The 18,680-nt window shown below is 57.0% G+C and carries 16 protein-coding genes and 1 pseudogene; 16 read left to right on the top strand and 1 reads right to left on the bottom strand.

Going from position 1 to position 18,680, the window contains the following annotated elements; genetic code table 11:
- The first annotated feature begins 12 nt into the window (after positions 1–12).
- The 14 genes from EI77_RS12475 to EI77_RS12540 all read left to right on the top strand — a co-directional run bounded on the left by EI77_RS12475 (position 13) and on the right by EI77_RS12540 (position 11,976).
- Positions 13–2,700, top strand: a complete 2,688-nt coding sequence (locus EI77_RS12475; protein WP_133795587.1) for a TraG/VirB4 family ATPase — start codon at positions 13–15, stop codon at positions 2,698–2,700.
- The gene (locus EI77_RS12480; RefSeq protein WP_133795588.1) at positions 2,697–3,206 is read left to right on the top strand and encodes a hypothetical protein; all 510 of its coding nucleotides are present in this window, start codon (positions 2,697–2,699) and stop codon (positions 3,204–3,206) included. The genes EI77_RS12475 and EI77_RS12480 overlap by 4 nt, the downstream gene beginning before the upstream one ends.
- A 43-nt stretch (positions 3,207–3,249) precedes the next feature.
- Positions 3,250–4,152 carry a hypothetical protein gene (locus tag EI77_RS12485; protein WP_133795589.1) on the top strand — a complete coding sequence of 301 codons (903 nt, stop codon included), beginning with the start codon at positions 3,250–3,252 and terminating at the stop codon, positions 4,150–4,152.
- A gap of 77 nt (positions 4,153–4,229) precedes the next feature.
- The gene (locus EI77_RS12490; protein ID WP_133795590.1) at positions 4,230–5,228 is read left to right on the top strand and encodes a TrbL/VirB6 family protein; all 999 of its coding nucleotides are present in this window, start codon (positions 4,230–4,232) and stop codon (positions 5,226–5,228) included.
- Between the two features lie 19 nt (positions 5,229–5,247).
- Complete coding sequence (locus EI77_RS12495) at positions 5,248–5,871, top strand: hypothetical protein (RefSeq protein WP_133795591.1); 624 nt, start codon at positions 5,248–5,250, stop codon at positions 5,869–5,871.
- Position 5,872: 1 nt separating this feature from the next.
- A complete protein-coding gene (locus EI77_RS12500) occupies positions 5,873–6,505 on the top strand; it encodes a hypothetical protein (protein ID WP_133795592.1) in 633 nt (210 codons plus the stop codon).
- Entirely contained in the window at positions 6,502–7,443 is a 942-nt protein-coding gene (locus EI77_RS12505; RefSeq protein WP_133795593.1) for a hypothetical protein, read from the top strand. The genes EI77_RS12500 and EI77_RS12505 overlap by 4 nt, the downstream gene beginning before the upstream one ends.
- 15 nt (positions 7,444–7,458) lie before the next feature.
- The gene (locus EI77_RS12510) at positions 7,459–8,676 is read left to right on the top strand and encodes a TrbI/VirB10 family protein (RefSeq protein WP_133795662.1); all 1,218 of its coding nucleotides are present in this window, start codon (positions 7,459–7,461) and stop codon (positions 8,674–8,676) included.
- A complete protein-coding gene (locus EI77_RS12515; protein ID WP_133795594.1) occupies positions 8,673–9,368 on the top strand; it encodes a coiled-coil domain-containing protein in 696 nt (231 codons plus the stop codon). The genes EI77_RS12510 and EI77_RS12515 overlap by 4 nt, the downstream gene beginning before the upstream one ends.
- Positions 9,369–9,395: 27 nt before the next feature.
- On the top strand, positions 9,396–10,292 hold the full coding sequence (locus tag EI77_RS12520; protein WP_133795595.1) for an AAA family ATPase: 897 nt from the start codon (positions 9,396–9,398) through the stop codon (positions 10,290–10,292).
- Positions 10,267–10,701 carry a hypothetical protein gene (locus EI77_RS12525; protein ID WP_133795596.1) on the top strand — a complete coding sequence of 145 codons (435 nt, stop codon included), beginning with the start codon at positions 10,267–10,269 and terminating at the stop codon, positions 10,699–10,701. The genes EI77_RS12520 and EI77_RS12525 overlap by 26 nt, the downstream gene beginning before the upstream one ends.
- 24 nt (positions 10,702–10,725) lie before the next feature.
- Positions 10,726–11,124, top strand: coding sequence for a hypothetical protein (locus EI77_RS12530; protein WP_133795597.1), 399 nt, complete (start codon positions 10,726–10,728; stop codon positions 11,122–11,124).
- A gap of 31 nt (positions 11,125–11,155) precedes the next feature.
- Complete coding sequence (locus EI77_RS12535) at positions 11,156–11,626, top strand: hypothetical protein (RefSeq protein WP_133795598.1); 471 nt, start codon at positions 11,156–11,158, stop codon at positions 11,624–11,626.
- A 14-nt stretch (positions 11,627–11,640) separates the two neighbouring features.
- Positions 11,641–11,976 carry a hypothetical protein gene (locus EI77_RS12540; RefSeq protein WP_133795599.1) on the top strand — a complete coding sequence of 112 codons (336 nt, stop codon included), beginning with the start codon at positions 11,641–11,643 and terminating at the stop codon, positions 11,974–11,976.
- Between the two features lie 20 nt (positions 11,977–11,996).
- On the opposite strand, the gene EI77_RS12545 is transcribed toward EI77_RS12540, so the two are convergent.
- Positions 11,997–13,919 carry a serine/threonine-protein kinase gene (locus EI77_RS12545; RefSeq protein WP_133795600.1) on the bottom strand — a complete coding sequence of 641 codons (1,923 nt, stop codon included), beginning with the start codon at positions 13,917–13,919 and terminating at the stop codon, positions 11,997–11,999.
- A 344-nt stretch (positions 13,920–14,263) separates the two neighbouring features.
- On the opposite strand from EI77_RS12545, the gene EI77_RS12550 reads away from it, so the two are divergent.
- Both EI77_RS12550 and EI77_RS23360 read left to right on the top strand, forming a co-directional pair.
- Entirely contained in the window at positions 14,264–15,757 is a 1,494-nt protein-coding gene (locus EI77_RS12550; protein ID WP_133795601.1) for a type IV secretory system conjugative DNA transfer family protein, read from the top strand.
- A 56-nt stretch (positions 15,758–15,813) separates the two neighbouring features.
- A pseudogene (locus EI77_RS23360) lies at positions 15,814–18,680 on the top strand (hypothetical protein); the annotation flags it as partial.

Genomic DNA, 18,680 nt, shown 5'->3' on the forward strand with positions numbered 1-18,680 from the left:
ATGGCGAAATTTGTGAATTCATACCTCGATGAGGACCTCATCATCTATCGCGGTCTCTCCCGCGGAGGTGCCATTGGTAAAGGGTATAACGTGGAGATGCCAGACACGGAAAATACGGATGCCTCCTGGCTCATGTCCCTTGAGGACAACCTCCGCGTCCTCCTCCGCCTCATCCGTCCAGAACTGCGCCTCCAGGTCTCCTGGAGTGTGGATAGCGACTATCGCAAAGAACTGGAGCGGTACAAACAAAATACCGAGGATCTGCCGCAGGACCGCTGGTCCACCCGCCAGCGTGAGGAACGCTACAACCGATACGACAAAAAAATCCGCGACCACTTGCTCCGTCGTGAACATTTGCAGTTTTACTTCACCTCTAAAATTCAGGGCAAGACCATGGGGGGTGGTCGCCAATATTATGAGGAACTCTTGCAGGCCGCCAAGCGTGAGCAGGCGGAGCTTGAAGAAGCTCTGCGCCAGCAGCTCGGTGGCCTGGGCGGACGCATCACGCCCATGGATAACATGGAGCACTTCGAAGCCTTTTATCGCTACTTCAATCCCAGCGCCTTCGAAAACGACTCCTTGAATCTGGAGGACATCTATGATCCCTCCAAGACCGTTTGTGAAATGTGCTTCAACAGTGAGGCTGCGCCTTACCGCATGGGCAGCTCCACCTTCAAGATGGACGGTTTTTACCAGGGCATCTGCGTCATGAAGACGCTGCCCAAGTTTACTTACATCGGCATGATGCGCCTGCTCACCCAGCTGGACATCCTGGATTATCAGATCATCGCCAACATTGAGGCTGGGGATGTGGAAAAAGACCGTGTCACGACGGAAGGAAAAGTCGCCAGGCTGGAGCGTGGTAAAATCACCCCCTCCCTGGAAGCCACGCTGATGAAGCTGAGGACGAGGATCCGACGTCTCACCACCAATGAGGTCGTGCCCTATCGCATGCACCTTATTGTACGTGTTTGGGACCGGAACCCGGACAACTGCGCCAGCAAGCTCTCCGCCATCAAGAATTCCATCCTCAAGCTCGGCGGTGCCCAGTCTTATGAGCCCACGCTCCCTACCAGCGTACGGAATTACTGGCAGCTCTGCATGCCCGGCTGGAGCTGGGCTAACTACAATGATTTCAAGCTCTACGTCGAAGACGTCAACCTAGCGGATTTGCTTCCCGTCTCCAGTACCCCCACAGGTGACTTGGCGGACGCGGAAGCCATCTATGACGGACCGCGCGGTGCCCTCGTGGGTGCCACCACCTTCGTCGGTGTCAAGGGGGCCATGCGTCCGGAGCACGGCATCATGTTTGGTGCCTCCGGGGCAGGGAAGTCAGTCTTCACCATTGACCTCCTGACTCAAACCGCACCGTACTACGACTACACGGCCATTGTGGAAGAAGGCCTGTCCTACAACCTCTTCACGCGTCTGTATGGCTGCCGCCCCATCATCGTGCAGCCCAATGGGAACCTCACCTTCAATTACTTCGATACCCGCGGCCTACCACTAACCTCTGACCAGCTCGGCGGTGCCACGGCCATCGCCCATCTCATGGCTGGCCCGCCGCCGGACATTGACAAGGACCGCATTCGTCAGGCCCTCCTCTCCAAGCAGATCGAGCGCATTTACGTGGACCAGTTTGAGACCTGGGCCAGCCGCAATGCCGAAGGTCGCTACGAAGCCGCCCGCCGCGTCAACATTGCCGAAGAATGGCGTCGCCGGAGAATGCCTCAGGGAACAGTTTTGGCCGATGCCTGGCTGGACTTCAGCGCTGAAATGCTGGAAGGCAATGCTGAGGCCAATGAGCTCAATCGCCTGCAAATTGATCCCGGTGTCGTCGAAGACTACTTGAACAATCCAGGTAACCAGTGGGAGCTCATGAGCCTGGGTTATACCCTCATGAAGGCGGATGACATGCCCACCCACAGCCAGTTTGTGGAACTGCTGAATCTGGAGAGTCGCCAGCGTCGCGCGCATGAGGACCTCGGCTTGCTGCGCATGCTGTTGGAACCCTGGAGCCGCACGGGCCGTTACGGTGCTATTCTGGATGGAGTTAACAACGTGGACCTCAGTGGTAAAGTCGTCCACTTTGAGCTTTCCTACATTCCGGAATCTGCCAAGGAACTGCGCACCGTTGCCGCTTTCCTCATCACCAATGACCTTCGCAAGGAGATCATGAGCCGCCCGCGCTCCACCCGCAAGCGCGTCATCCTTGAAGAGCTCTCCGCCTTCCTGGCCATGCCAGATGGGGACCGCATCACCCGCGAGTATTACGAACGTATGCGTAAATACTCCTGCTGGGTCTTCTCCATCATCCAGCAGTTTGGCCGTATCAAGGACCACCCTGTTCGCTCCTCCGTCGTCGGAAATTCGCGCATCATGTTCATGCTAAAGCAGCCTGACCAGCGTGATGTGGAAAGCATGAGCGAAGGCTTCCGCATCCCTTCCATCACCAAAAAGCAGGTTACCAGCTTCCCTGACCCCTCCGAGATGAAGACCGACCCTTACGGCTCCTTCGTCTATTATCACGAAGCCACCGGCAGGCCACGCATCGCCATTGGCAGGCATCAGGCCTCCAAGGAAATGATCCTCGCCTCAGCCACCTCGGGTGAAGCCTTCGAGCGCCAGAATGAAGAGCTCAAAGAATTCGGCGGAGACGCCTACAAGATGATCCTCAGCCAAGCCAAGTCCAAAGCATGAAACGACACTTCATCCTCCTCAGCGGTTTCACCCTCGCGCTGGCCTCCTGCACAAGCAGTGACGGTACTATGAACAAAGGCCTGCTCGGTGCCGCATCCGGCGGACTCATCGGCGCGTTGATCGGGGACAACCTGCTCAACAATGACGATAATAACTCCTCCAGCAGCAGTTCAGGTGGCTCAGGCAGTTCCAGCAGTTCTGGCGATGACGGCAGCTTTTTGGATGACAACTCCGGCCTCATCACTGGTGCTGTAGCAGGCTATGCTGCCGGGGCTATCAGTGACGGCTTTGCTAAAAATGAAGTGCGCCAGAAGTATTTGGACGGCTACAACAAAGGCCGCAGTGATGCCATCAAAGAGCTTTACTGGGTCAAGCGGGATGCGGAGCGCCCCAGCGGTGAAGACTCCATCCAGCGCCGTTATTATGAAGTGCCCGTGCCTGAGCATGTGACTACCGACGGCGTGCTCGTGGAGCCACGTAAGGTCGTCATCGAAGTCGTCGAATAAGTTTTTCTCCCGGCCAAGTCAATCCGCCACAAAGCCACACGTCATGAAAACACCTGCCCTTATTTTAGCTGGTGTCCTGATATCCTCAGGAGCCTTCGCCCAAGGTGCCAGCACCGTCATCGTCTCCAGCGCCCCCAGCCTGGAAATGAGCCAGTCAGAACTGTCTGCGAAGCTGACCCAGATCCTCAATGAAGCCCAGCTTCAGAATGAAAAACTCCAGACCAGTCTGGACCGCATTGGTGACCCGGCTGCTGCTAATCTGGCCTCAGTCCAGATGATCAAACAGGATATCATTGATTCCGCCTCGGCCCTGAAGACTGAAGCTGAACAGCGCGAAGCTATGAGTGCCCTGACTGGTGCAGAAGTCTTCACTGAGGATGCATTTGGCCTCAAGGCCCCCATTGGGGACACCATCACCCGCAAAGACGGCGTCGTGGTGGACCGTGATCCCGAACTCTACCGGATGGAATCCGCCATGATGTCCCAAATTCGGGAATTCAAGAGCGTGCGTGAAAACGCTTTGCAAAGAAAGGTCGAACTCACCGCCGAAATGTCCGAAGTCATCCAGGACTTGGAAGATGCCCAGGACCTGGCAAGCATCCAAAAACTCAATGCCATGCTCACCGTGCTGCGCGGCCAGATCGATGAATGCAACCAGACCATCCTCATCGCCCAGGCAGATGCTGACATGATGCAGAAAGAACTCGTCGGCCAGGCCCAGATCTTTGCCAAGGGTAAGCAGGAGGAAGCTCAAAACGTCAACCAAACAGGAGATCCCGACGCACCTCCTGCCACCCCCGGGAATAACGCCCCCACCCCCTTTGGTGGGGTAGCTCCAGGAGGCACCGCACGGCCGCTCATTCCCAATCTGACTTGGGGCCGCCGGGATACCCCGGAGAACACAGAAGCTCAAGATCCAGAGGCACCCGCTGGCGAAGCCAACTGAGGTTCTTTCTACCCGGTTTCTTTTTCGCAACTCAATTTAAGCCCACCCTCTAACCCAGACTCATTATGGACTTCGACATGTCGTTTTTTTATGACAATCTGGCGGACGTGTGCGCACGCTGCAGTGATCTCCTGCAGTTTTTGATGTTCATCCTCATTTTTGCCGGGCTGCTACTCCAGAGTTACAAAGGCATCGTCGGCGGAGACCTTTCCGGGATTGTCAGGCACATTCTCGTTTCAGGCCTTCTCGTCACTATCATGCCATTTTACGGCCCCTGGATGCTGGCCACCCAGTCCACCCTTGGCAATGACCTTCTTGTGGGTCTCGGTGTGGATCCCATCTCCATGTTGAACGGAGTGGGAGACGCCTTTTCTGAGGCTCCTTTTGATACCGGCAGTGCACCTGAAATTGTTCTTGGCATCTTCAATCCAATGACCTGGATCGAGTACTACATCAAGGTCGTCATCGCCTGGGCGATGGCCCTGGTCTCCATGGTCATGTATGTCTTCTTCTGGATTGGTTTCCAGATCCAGATCGTCGCCCTTTACCTGGGCAGTGCGGCAGGTCCGCTTTTTTTAGGCATGCTTGTTTTTGAGCAAACACGGGATACGGCCGTTAAATATCATATTGGCATGATCGGCATCTGCTTCTGGCCGCTGGGATGGGGGCTGGGCATGCTATTTGGCCAGGCCATCATTGATTCCGGCCCGGACTTGTTTGACGCTCTTCTTGGCCCGGTGTCAGGCGTTGGGCAAATCGCCACTTTGCTCACGATGTTTACCAGCACTCTGCCCATCATTTTGGGCATTCTCTGGATGCTCATCACCCTTTTCGTCGCTCCCAAGGTGGTCAGCAAGGCTGTCACCACAGGTGCCCAGATTGGCATGGGCATGATCTCGGGCGGGATGAGCATGGCTGGTGCCGGTGTGCAGGCTGCTTCGGGTGCAGCGATGGCCGCCGGCGGGGCCGCCCTCACCGCCACGGGTGCGGGGGCTGCGGTGGGTGTGGGCATGATGGCTGGCGGGGCAGGGGCCATGGGCGGAGCCGCAAGCACGGCCAGCAAAGCGGGGAGCTAAGAACGATTACTGAATATTCATGAAAGGCGTCACTGACATGTTCATAGCCAAGGACAAGCTGGCCATTTTTTGGTTCCTTGTCTCCTGCGGCTGCATCATCGCCACCGGTTGGTATCTGCATGGTCTGGCCATCGAAGGCCGGGGGCGTATGCTTTATGTTCCTATCGAGCGACATGACGTTTATCTGGACCGGGACCGCAAACCTGAGGATCTCAATGAGGTCGTGGATTTTCATACCCGCCTCACGATGGAGACCGTCCTCAACTGCGGCCCTCGCGGCCCCGTCAATGCAGAGCGTATCGGCCGTCTTTTTGTGGACAACGGGCTGGATCAAGTGCTGCTGGATATCCAAGACAATCGTTACGACTTCCGCTCCCGTCAGATTCACCAGATGGTGGAGTTGGGGCAGGTGAATGTCGTCCATAGCCCGGACGGCAGCGCCGTCACCAGCACTCAGGGGCAACTCATCCGCGTGAGTGTGGATCCCACTCTCAAGGAAACTGTTGTCCAGTCTTTCACGGTGGATGCCACTCTGAGATGGCGCCGAAATGCCAATCTGCGGGACAACAAACGCTTCATGTTTGTGTGCTACGACATCAGCTACAGCCTCAAGCAAACCTCCAGTTCAGAAAGTCAAAACTGACATGGCCTCCGCCGCTCCCAAGAAAAAAAGTGCCATCGATACGCTCATCGCGCGTGACCAGACCGCCGTGTTCTGGTTTTTCGTCACCTGCATCGTCGCCGCTGGCTGCGCCTGGTATCTCGTCATCATGGCGGAGGAGCTCAAAGCTCGCCCACCCTTTGTCGTCATGGACAGTGGCGGTTCCTATTACGTCGCTCCGGGCTTGAATTACAATCGCATGGTACCCATGCACCTCAACCTCACCGATATGGCCGTCGAAGCCATTTTTGACCGAGGCCCTGAGGGCATCGTTCATGCCAGTCGGCTGCCGCTTCTTTGCAACAAAATTGGTTATAACGTCCTCCGCGCCAAGCTGGCCACCGAGGCACGTTATTTTCAAACACAAAAGGCTTACCAGACAGTCACCATCGAGTCACGCAGGGTCATGGGAACAGGCAGCACCGTCGCCCTCACCGAGGCGACCGGTATCCTCAATCGCCGCAGCGTTTTCAATAATAAGCAACAGACGGAAACCTATCGTTTTACCGTCCAGTTCTTCTGGCGCCTCAACCCGGACATCCGCCGCAACAAAGCCTTCCCGTCTGTGATCGAAGGATTGCAGAAGTACGAATTGGAGAAAATCAGCGATTCATGAGACCTCCCCATCTGTTTTTTAGCCTCGTCGCATACATCCTCGTGATGGCCTCACCCCTGAATGCCCAGGTGCAGGAAGGACGGGAGCTCGTCATGTTGGACGCCAAAAAACTGGTCCATGACATCGCCGTCAATGCCACTGTCGCCACCACCATCACCTTCCCGGAAAGGATCACCCTTCTCACCGGTTTCGGCCTTGTGACCGACCCCAATGCCGCCGTGCAGATGGCCGTTTCCAAAGTAGCCCTCATCCATTACGAAAATGTAGCGGATGACACATTGGTTGTCCGCCTGGTCAAGACCGGAGACCCCTGCCACGTCACCATCCGCACCTCCCGCCACATCCATCTGCTTCGCTTTGTCCCTTCCTTGGAGGCCAACCTAGCCGTCATCGTCCCTCCACCTTTGGAAAAGGATGCCGCCATGCCGACCACCCCGGCCGCCGTGGTCAAAAACCGCATTCGCTACGACTCCCAGGAGCTCGTTGGCATGCTCAGCAAAGTCAAAAGCCGCAAAGCGTTGCAAACTCTCAACCCGGGTCTCTTCACTGGCTGGCAGGAACGCAATGGTCTCGACATGGCCACCACCAATCGTCAGGTCACCACCACCATCTACGAAATCCATCGGAATCCTGACAAGGACCTCATGGCTTTCCGCTGCTGGCTGACCAATGCGGGGACAGAGACTTATGAATTCGAACCCACGGCCGTCAAAGTCCGCGTTGGCGAGCGCAGTTATGACGCTCAGTTAGTGGACTGTAGCGGCACCGTCTCTCCTGGTCAGCAGGTGCCTCTAGACCTCATCCTCCAGGGAGGTCCAGGGGGAGGTCGTGAAGGGCTTTCCATCAATCAGGATTTTCGTATCGAACTGCCTGAGCCAGGACGCACTCAAATCTCCTCGGCTCTGTTTGGGGATGCCACCGTTGACGGCAGCAAGTAACCCGACTCACACCCCATGACCAAGTACCTTCAAAAAACCGGTGTGCAGATGGGATTATTGGCCGTCGTGCTGGCCATCGCAGGCGTCGCCTTTTACATGACCAAAAGGCAGCCGCCTCCGGTTAATGCCGCCCCTGTATCCGCAGGCCCTCAGGCACAGATGGCCCTGGAGGATAAAACCGTCTCCCTGACAGGAAAGCGTACCGCCAGCGTGGGCACGGGACAGCAGGTGGAAAAATTCGTCGTTCCGCCAAAGAAACCCCAGGCCCCATCGCTCATTTCCACCGGGTCATCCTCCACGAAGAAACAGCAGAAAGCCCCGCCGTTCCCCAAGCTGGTACACATCTCGAATTCTAAAGTCGCACCGTATGTGCCCAAAGACCCTGAGCTTTTCGCTCCTCGCGGTCTCCTCATCAAAGCCGCCCTCGTCATCACGGTTGACTCTTCAGACTTGTCCACCCCAGTCCTCGCCCTTGTTACCGAAGACGTTTATTGGAATGGTCGCCTCATCGTCCCCGCTGGCACCCAGGTGCAAGCCCAGGCAGGCCAGGGCCGCAGCCGCGACCGCATCGAGGTCAAAGGCGGATTCACATTCGTCTGGGCCGATGGCAGGGAATACAACATCAGCGGTGTCGCTCTGGATCATGAGCGCCTGCCCGATGGCACCTTTGGTATAACCGATGGTTCTGCTGGAATCCGGGGGCAAATCGTCAAAAACGACCAGTATGCCGAACTCAAGATCCTCGTGGCCGAGGCGCTGCAAGGCATCATGAATAACAAGCAGGACCAGTTCCAGTCCATCTATGGCTTGGTGCCAGAAAACAGCAGCCGCAATTCCGCCCTCGGGGGTGGTTCCCAGGCTGCCTCGGCATACTCCGGCCTGCTCACCAAAAAGCTCGAAAAGGACCTCGATTTCGTCCGTGTCAGCGCAGGCACCCAGTTCTACATTTATACCCTGGATGTTTTTGAGCCAAACCTCGCCAGCATCGCCGGCCTCAAGCAGGGAAACAAACCCACCTCAAGCTGGCAGCTCGCCGAAGAAGCCTACGCCCGTGCCCAAACAGAAACAGCCGTCTTAACCGAGACGACCGGAAAAGTGACCGAAGCCAATCGCAAGGCCGAAGAGCAGGCCCGCACGGCCGAGCGCGCCGCCCGCATCAGCAGTCTCATCAACCGCACATCTGAAGATGATGATTCTGCGGAATCCACCCCTTCCTCCAGCACCACGCCATGACACTCCTCACAAGACTCGCCCTCGCCACTGCCGGTGCCTTGCTCGCCTCCTGTGCTTCCAAAAAAGTCAGCCTTTCGGACGACCCTTTGGCCTTCCCGATTGCAGAGGAAGAGCCCGCTTATATCCCCACCTATTCGAAGAGCGCCCTCGCTGGCTGGCCCAAAGGCCGTGCCATGGACCCCTATGACAAATCCCGCGTGCGCCTGGATGAAGAAGTCCATGCCTACCACGTCGGTCGCCTGCCCAGCAGAGACCGCCAGGAAATGCATGAAGCCCATACCGTGTACCGGGTGGAGCAACATGCCCGCTGGGATACTCGCCTGCCCGCCACCCCCATGGAATCCCGTGGCGTTGTACTCGGCATCGTCGAACCCTCCCGCAATGAGGTTCCCAAAAATGCCCTCATCGAGCAGGAGCGCCAAAGTCTCATGGCCAAGACCCAGTCGCTTCAGATCACCATGACCAAGCTCAACAGCCTCCAGCGCGACCTGGAGAAAAAACGCTCCGAGTTTGACGATGCCGAGAAGGAATCCAAAGAGATCCAGCTTTACCTGGCCAAGACCATCCAGGAGCGCGACCAGGTCAGCGAGCAGTTGAAAAAGGCCAATGAGCGAATCGTGGAACTCGAGGACAATGAGCGCCTGCGCGTGCGCGGCTCCTCGTCCCAAGGCATCAACAGTGGCAAGAAATAGCAGTCGAGCGATCCCCACCGCACACGCATGGTTGACCTAGAACACATCCGCGGCCTACCGCCCTTTTTGCAGGAGCGTATCATCGGGCAGGATCACGTCATCCCCAAGGTCGTCCCCATCATTCAAAACGGTGAACTCGGGCTCAGCGATCCCGGCCGCCCCAAAGGCACCTTCCTCCTCCTCGGCCCCACCGGCGTGGGCAAAACGGAAATCACCCTGCTGCTCTGCGAATACATCTTCAAGGACGTCGGCAAGCATTGCATCCGCCTGGACATGTCCGAATACCAGAACCAGGAATCCCTGGGCCTGCTCCTCGGCCAGGGCGAAACCAGCCGCGGCAATATGGGCCGCTTTTATGACCGGGCTGAAGGACGCGGCATCATCCTCTTTGACGAAATTGAAAAAGCCCATCCTCGAGTCCTGGACATCTTCCTCCAGGTCCTCGATGCAGGCCGCATCACCGTAGCCAACGGGGAGACGCTGAATCTCTGCAACTTCTACATCGTCGCCACTTCCAACATTGGTGCGGATGCCCTCATGGAGCTCAAAAACAGCCCCATGTCCACCATCGAGCGTTTCATCGAAGACCTCGCCGCTGCTGAACTCCGCCCCGAAGTGCTGGCTCGTTTCAACGTCCGCTGCGTTTTCCAAAAACTTGGTTATGCCGCCCAAAAGCAGATCGCAGGCATCATGCTCAACAAAGAGCTCAAAAACCTGCGCAACAAAGGTTATGACCTCGTCGCGGGCCAGGGCGTCATTGACCTCCTCGTCGCCCAGGGGGTGGAGCCCCGCCTCGGCGTGCGCCGAATGAGAACCACCGCCGAAAGCAACTGCCGCCACGCCGTGCGGGAGGCCCTCATGGCAGGTAAACCCACCTCAGGAACCCTCATTGCAGAAAATGGGCATCTGGTCATCCATCCGTGATTTTTACCAAAGATGGAAGCCTGAGATTGATCTCTATGGCGTCGGATTCCTTCTCTTTGGTAGCGCCCTTGTGCTGGATAAATACAAGGCGGCTTGGGTAGTGCTCGGTTGTGTTTTGGTGATGGATGCCATGCGCCGCTGGGGGGAACCATACCGCCAGATTGGCAAGGCGGAAATGGAGCGCCGCCGCCGGGTGAACAAAGCCTATTGGGATGACCGTTTTGGACAATGGTTCAGCCGCTTTCACCCCGAGCCTCCCCCCGCCGAACCACCACAACCCGCCCCCACCACTCACGTTATTCCCAACCCGATGCGAGATGGCGAGGAGCCACCTGAAAGCCCCGCGCCAATCCAAATAGCGGAAAAACCTCCCGCCATCATCCCCCCACCTGTCACACATGACACCTGACCGGTTATTCATCCCTTGAGCATCATGCCGCCGCCCTCATTATCCTCTCTTTCCCTCCGGCTTATAGCCTGCCTGTATGCCTTGCTCATTCTCCCGGCTTGCTCCACCCCGCCGTCTTTCCTGGGGGATTCAGACATCATACCCGTCGGTAGCCGCATTGAGTTCTGGGTGGACCACGATGACCACGGCTGGGTCGCCTCCAATATCCACATCGCCTACCTCCCCCGTGTCATGACCGGTGCCGAAGCCCGCCGCTGGGCAGAAGGCGTCGGCCAGCGGGATGCAGGCATCCGGTGGACACGTTATTACCTCCTCGTCACCCATCCGGAGCCAGAGAAAAAAGAGTTCCGTACCGCCGTTTACTCCCTGCGCTCTCATCCGTATGAGATGACAGGCCGCGCCCCTGTTCTGACTGTCCCGTAAGCTCTTTTAAATTCAGCTTCCTCATCTTCCTATGTCTGACAATCTCGCCTCCACCGCTGCCGAAGAACTCAAAAAATGGCTCGAGGTCCTCGAAAAATACCTCAATAAAATGGAGTCCGACAAGGCGTCCCTCAAGGCCGCCGAAAAACAGGATGCCATGCTCAAAGAGATCAAGGCCATCAAAGAAAACCTCGCCAAATCACCCGAAGGCCCTGAGAAAGACGCTGTTACAAACAAGCTGAAAGCCGTCGAAGAAAAGCTGGATGCTCCTGGTAATTCCATCAAGGCAGAGCAAAAAGCCTTGGATGGCAAAGCCGTGGACGGCCCCGGAGCCAAGGTTGACGGATTGTCAGCCAAGCCCAAGACCGGTCAGGACGCTGGCTTTTCAAAGGGTGAAAACGGTAAATGGAACAAGAACGGCACCGAGGTCAAAGACCTGGCTAAACAAGCTCAATCGAATTCCATGCAGAACGCCGTTAAAAGTCTGGGTAAGAAAGGATAGCTTCGTCTCCCGTCATGCCTCCTCCTCCACGTTCCAAAGCCAGTTCCCTTCGTGACCTCGATGGCGATGGGGACGTTGATTTGGCGGATGATCCCATCAATGACCTCGATAACGATGGACGTATCGATGCGGATGACCGCGAGATCCACGACCTGGATAATGACAACGACATCGACGCTGCCGACCGCCTGCTCAAAGAAGAGCAGGCCAAAGGGCTAGATGAAGAGCCTGCGAAAAAAGAAGAGCGGACGCAAAGCGTCGGCGAGGCTCTCGGCCTCAGTAAAAACGATGGCAAATGGCAGCGTTCACAGTCCCAGGCTGTACCATCTCCTGGCAACAGCGTGAAGTGATCTGCTGCGCATCAGCCACCCTACTTACCAAAGGGGTTAAGACGTTTGAACGTATCCCCTGTCTTTTGTAAAAATCCCCCCTCCTCCTTGGCTGGTGTCCTTTTACGGGATGAGCCTGTGCCAGTGCCGCCGCTGGAAGCCGGAGCCCAGTCGTTCTTATCTGGCTCGGCAGAAAGGTTCAGTGCGGCCAGTGTTGGCAGGTCCAGCATCCCGTTGGCCTTCAGGCCGCTGCGCACTTGGAAGAGCACAATCGCATTGTGTGTTCCCTTGCCTTCCGCACCGTCCAGCGTGGAAGTGTAAAGCCCCTTCTCCTTGAGGGCCGACTGGGTCCGATACAGCAGGTATCGTTTGCCCTTTGCCGAATAATTTGCGTGAGGAATCACCGGAAAAACCTGCTCCAGTGTCCAAAAGCCAGTCTCTGGCTGTGGCACATCTGGCTGCGTCAAGATCAACCCCGTCGGCGGCACTTCGAAGCCTTCTGGCAAAGGGGGTAACTCTTCGGGGGGCACTGGATTCATGGCAGCCAGTGCATCAGGTGTCGCTCCCGCAGGATCAGGTACCAGCGGTAGCCCTCCCAGACCTGCTTCGGCGATAGCCGGAGCAGTCGTTGCGGCACCTACAGCGGCGGGCGCAGCAGGTGCAGTCTGGAGCTCCGTTTCCGTCACCGGCGCGATTTCGATCGGACTTTCCGGCACAGTTTTTTTAGCATCCGCATCTGCCAGCATGGCAGTCACGGGTTCACTTTTTGGAGCGCTTTCTGCCACGGCCGGTGCATTGGCAGTCGTCCCCGCCTGCTTGGGTGGCATTTCATCCTGCGGCGGCGCGCTCATCAAGAACCACGCCGAAGCACCTGCACCCACCACCACAGCCGCTGCGGCGGCGATCAAAGGCGCACGATTGCCAGCTTTTTCGGAGACCGTCCTTGCAGTCGGGACCGCGTAAGTTCCCGTGCGGATAGACACGGTGGCCGGTTTCAGCCCCAGCATTTCTGCCAGCACTCCGGCACAGCTTGGGCGCATGGATGGCTCCTTGTGGAGGCAGGCGGCGATAGCCTCCTCCCAGAGTTTCGGCACGGCTTCCTTGGAGGTGATTTCCAGCTCCTGACGCCGCTCATAAACCGACGGCGGGATCTTCGAATTGATCTGCGTAGGCAGGTCGCCACGGTAAAAGGGCGGCTTGCCAGACAGCAGTTCATAAATCGTCGCCCCCAGGGAGTAAACGTCATCCGTTGGCTGAGGGCGTTCCCCCATCGCCTGCTGCGGGCTCATGTAGGGCAGCGTTCCGCTCGTCCCCAGGTTAGCCACGGAAAGGCGGCTCATCGTATCGGACAGACTCCGGGCAATGCCGAAATCCGCGATCTTCGCCACGGACTCCCTCGTTGTCAGCATGATGTTAGCCGGCTTCAAATCACGGTGGATCAGCTTGCGCTGAAAATGGGCGTAATCCAGCGCATCACACACCCCGAGCAGCCATTGTGAAATCTCTTCCACGCTGAATACCCCGGCTTCAGTGCCCATGCGCAGCTCAGAAAGCGTCTTTCCATCCACAAATTCCATGGAAATGGCCGCCGCATCCTCATCATCCACAAAGTCATAGATCCGCACAATGTGGGGGTGGGAAAGCTCCAGTCCCCGCCGGGTCTCCGTCTTCAACTCCTTCACAGCCGCCGGGTCTAGCCCGATCAGGCTCGGTAGAAATTTCAGCGCCACGGGCCGCTCCAGTTTCATGTCATCCGCCAGCCACACCACCCCCATGCCGCCCCGGCCCAGCACACGCTCCAGCTTATACCGGTTAAAGACCATCATCCCGCTTCCTGGGGTCTTGATCTTGATCGTCTGATCATAGTCCACCTCACCACCGCTTGGATTGAGCGTCTGCGACGTAATAGGAGAAGATTGTGGAATGGCCATTTTGCCTGGGCCTGATGGAGTGGGGATGTCCATGACGACTGATATGACAGTTGGTGAGTTTAGTTCCCCCAGTGAGCCTGTCACCGGATTATTTGTCAGAACCTATACGTTTCTCAGCGGCGGAAGCTCTGTCCCGTTTTTGGCACAGAGTAGCCTTTGTCAGATCCTTGCCCATGGATTCCCAGGCACTTTTTCCGGCTGGCCAATCGTTCAAAAGGGCAGGGGCATCATAACCGGAGGGAGGCGATTCTACAGGCATAAGAGGGAACTTCGTGGTAAATATCCCAGTCAGCAGGTTTTGTGACAGCCTGGATTTTTACTGTCACAGTTCAATGCGGCGTGACTAATCACCCAGGCACACACAGATTTAGCTCCTCATGTTTTCCTTCCTGAAATTCCTCACTGCAGCAGGCATTGCCACCTTCGGCATCTGGTATGTGTTTCAATATGACAACATCACGGAGGTCACCGGCGGCGTTGCTTTCGTCTGCGTCATTGCAGCCTTCTGCCTCCTGAAGTGGCAGCCCGACTTCAGTCCCAAGGATTTCATCGTTCAGTATAAAAATCTCAAATGGCTGCCGGGGGAATTCACCCGTCACTGGCTCATCACCGGGGATACTGGCGTCGGTAAGACCACCTCCGGTTTCAATCCCCTCCTTCACCAGATCAGCATGAAGCGGCCTAACTGGGGCGGCCTCATCCTCGGGGCTAAAGGGGATGAGCACTTTTTCGCCATGGAGCACGCCGCTGGCCATGGTCGCCCGGAGGCCATCTGCGTCCTCGCCGTGCGTCCGGACCGCATGGACCGCACCTGGAAACCCAAGGAACGTTACAACCTCGTTTCAGATCCCCGCCTCCCCTACACCACTCACGCCAAAAACCTCGTCGATACCGGGGCCTCCCTCACCGAGGGCGAGCAGTCCTCCTTCTTCAAACCCGCCGCCCAGCAGGCCCTCACCAGCGCATTTGAGATGCTGGAAACTCTGGGCAAGCCTGTCAATGTCCTCCGTGCTTACGAGATCCTCACGGACAGCTCCACCATGGAGTCCACCTTTGAGGAACTGCTCAATACTGACAGCACCCCTGAGCGTGTGAAGCTGGCCAAATACTTTGACCAGACTTTCCTCAGCGCCAAAGCAGCCGAACAAAAAGAAGGCCTCGTCGGCACCCTCAAGGTCATGCTCGGCTTCTTCACCCACCCGGACATCGCCGAAGTCTTCTGCTCCGATGAGCCCAACACCATCGACATCACCGATGTCGATAAAGGCCGCATCTTCTGCACCGCGCTCCCGCAGACTTTTCAGACGGAGCGCCGCTACATCAATACCTACATCAAGCTGCTCTTCTACACCCACGCCATGATGCGCTTTGATAAGCCGAAGTCCGAGCGCAAGAATGAAAACCTCCTCATCGCCCTCATGGATGAGTTCCAGGCCCTGGCCACCGCCAGTGAAGATGGTATCTCGGACCACAACGTCATTGACCGTCTTCGTGCTGCAAACTGCTGCCTCATCCTCGGTATGCAAAGCGATGCCTCCCTCTTCCCCGTATTGGGCAAAGAAACCGCCCAGGTGCTGACGCTGAACTGCCGCTCACGCATCGCCTTCCGCCAGCCGGATCCAGAAGGTGCCCTCGCTGTGGCCGAATTCATCGCCAAGGTCGAGAAAAAGAAAGTCTCCAAATCTTCCGGGTTTATGGGGAAAGACGCCAGCACCACCGTCAACAAAGAGTGGGACTACGAAGTCCAGCCGGGTGAGCTTATGAAAATGCCAGATGCCACCGCCTGGATCGTCCACCCCTCCAAGAAAAAGGTCAAAATGCGCATCCCTGCCATGGATGGTGCTGGCAAAATTCCCGACTGGTGGAAGTAAGTTTTCTCTCACCGGCCTCCCCCCCTCGGCTAAAACTCACCGCATTCAATTGAGCTATGAAACCTTCTCTTTATCCCATTCTTCGCGCTCCGGAAGGTGATGGCCAGGGAGGTGGCGGCCGTTATTCTTATGACACGCCAGAAGTGCTCGCGGGAGGTTTCACTCTCTCCGCCAATGAGGATAAAAGCAATGCGCAGGCCAGTGAGACCTTCACCATGCGGGCCGAGAAGGACCGAATGATCGGGGCCAAGGGCGAAACACTCGCCTTTGCCAAACCCCAGTTTGATCCCAGCGGCTTCAAGGCCCTGCAGGCCCAGGAAAATATCATCGAAAGCAAGCTCAACGCCATCACTGCCGGTTCCGCTCCCTATCAAGAATGGAACGCGCTCAAAACGGATATTGAAGGACTGCCCGAGACCATTGCCCGAGCCGAAAGAGAACTGGCCAAAACCAAGGCCACTCTGGCTCAAATGGAACTAACCGGCACAGCCGAGCAGAAGCAGAACTGGCGCAACAATGCTGTCGGGGATCAACAAACGCTCGATAACCTCCTGGCCAAGCAGCAACGTCTTCCACAACTCGAAAGCCAGCTCGCGGAACTTGCCAAACATCCCGACGTCTCCAACCACGCCGCTCTCATGGTGGAGCGTGCCGAAGTGCAGGCAAAGATGGAACCCATCCGGTCCATCGCCGCCGCCTCTTACCCGTTATTCCAGCAAAACGATGCCTTTCAGGCCCAGCCCGATTTGGGCGGAGACCGGGCGCTGCTCGCGCGTTCCGTCGCCACCTACAAGCTGGATCAGCTCCTGGGCACCAATGTCATCGCTGAAGAAAAAATGGCTCAGACCCCGGATGGCCGCCTCATGGGCGTCAGTGTCCAGGTGGACGGAGCGCAAATCACCGGAAAATTTGGCGGTAAAGACTGCTTTCTAGAGGCAGACTATTCAGATCCCCGCATTCAAAAAGGTCTGTCGGACCTGGAGGCCGTGGACTACATCACCGGCCAGGTGGACCGCCATCATGGCAATGTTTTTATCGAGCCCTCCTCGGGTAAAGTGACCGGCATCGATAACGACCTCGCCTTTCCCGGCCGTGATCGTGAGCAAGTCCTCAAAACCCCTCCTGAGCTCTGTCAGAAAGCCGTGGCAGGGATGCCCCGACAGCTTTCGGCGGACACGGCCCAAAAGATCCTTTCCATCCATCCGGACAAGCTCGCCGCCGAGCTTTCTTCCATCTCCAATCCCCCCCCTCAGGGCGGGGGCAAGCTCTCCGAAGCCGAGATCAACGGTGCCGTACAACGGCTGCAAAATCTCCAGACTGCCATCCTGGCACCGGAGCAGCATGGCATCCAGATCGTCAAGGAGTTCAATGCCCAGACTTACCAGGACGCCATCGGTGTCCAGAAGCAGCTCATCATGGACCGGACTGGGGCGGAACTGGACAAAACGTCCGCCAATTTTAAAGACATTGATCAGGTCGGCTTGGTCAAGGAGATGGACAAGACTTCGTATCTGGCGGCAGCCGTGATGGATGGCCGCAAGTATGAGCTGGCCAAGGGACAGGTGATTGGCGGCATCGAATGTGGCATGCGTGATCCTGCCACCGCCAATGTCAAGGCACGGGTGGACCCTGTCTTTGCCGAGTTTAAAAAACAGGAGATGGCTGCCAAACAGACCCTGGCCAGCTCTCACCAGCTCATCGAAAACCCGACCGTCAGGCGGGAAGTGGACCAGCTCCAAAAGGATCTCGCCAGCCTGCAAAACAAAATGCAGGAGAGCCAGAAGCAGCTCCATAAACTGGACAATCCTGGAATTGCTGAACGCCTCAAATCAGCCATGGGACGTGGCCAGGATACAGACCTGCTGAAACAGCAGATCCAGGGTGAGCAAGTACAGATCCTGCAACAGATGAAGGATGCTCAGCAGCAGCTTGATCGCGCCCTCGACAAGGCCGTGGCCCCCCTCCGAACCGACCTCTTGATGGCCGCTCAGGAAAAGGTCGGCGAGCAGCAAAAATTCCAGGAACAGCGTCAGCAGGCCATGGCCGCGAAGGCTGAGCAGATCAAGGCCGTGGCCGCTGAATACGGCATCTCACCGCAGCAGCTTCAAATGCCCAATGTCGGCAGCCCGGACAATACCAAGGAGATGCGCGATGTGGCCAGTAACAATGCCATCAATGCTGACAGTTTTCGTGAACGTGGTGAGCGCATGTTGGAAAAAGATTCCCCTGCCGAGGCCAAGCTCGCTTTTGTCAAAGCGGACCGGGACCAAGCCCTTGGGGAGGCTCAGCATCTGGCGGCTGAGCTCCTGGACAATGATGATCTTAACCTCAGCCCGGAATCGGCAGCCGCTCTCAAAGAAAAGTTCGCCGCCGCCTCTTCACTCAGCGTGAAGCATGATCAGGAGGAAGTGCTGCAAAATCAGCAACGCCAGGTGCTTTATGAGGCGGAGGTTACACGTGAAGTCGGTCCCGTCCTTGCCGCCAAAGGTTTCTCCCCACAGGAAGTGGAAACCTTTTCCAAGGCCGCTGTGAAGCTCGGCATGGAGGCTGAATCCGCCGCTCTGCAAAACAACGAGCGCACCGCCAAGCTCTTCGCCGGCCAGCTAAAAGACGGGGTGGAAAAATCCACCTTCAACTACAGCGAAGTGAATCCCTCTGCCAGCAAGCTGCATGATGCCTTATACAAGGCATATAACACCAATGCCCGTGTCCATCTGGATGGAGAGGTGGAGATCAAGCGCGGCCATGCATCCTTCCAGGAAAAGACCGCCAATGCAGCCTTGAAGCAGGCAGCATTGGAAACAGGTGTCACGCTGGATCCCGTTGCCCCCAAGGTGGAGGCTCCCAAGGTGGATGCTCCCAAGGTGGATGCCCCCAAGGTGGATGCCGCAAAGGTGGATGCCCCAAAGGTGGATGCCCCAAA

Origin of the sequence: Prosthecobacter fusiformis (assembly GCF_004364345.1) — a bacterium.
In the GTDB taxonomy this organism is placed as follows: domain Bacteria; phylum Verrucomicrobiota; class Verrucomicrobiia; order Verrucomicrobiales; family Verrucomicrobiaceae; genus Prosthecobacter; species Prosthecobacter fusiformis.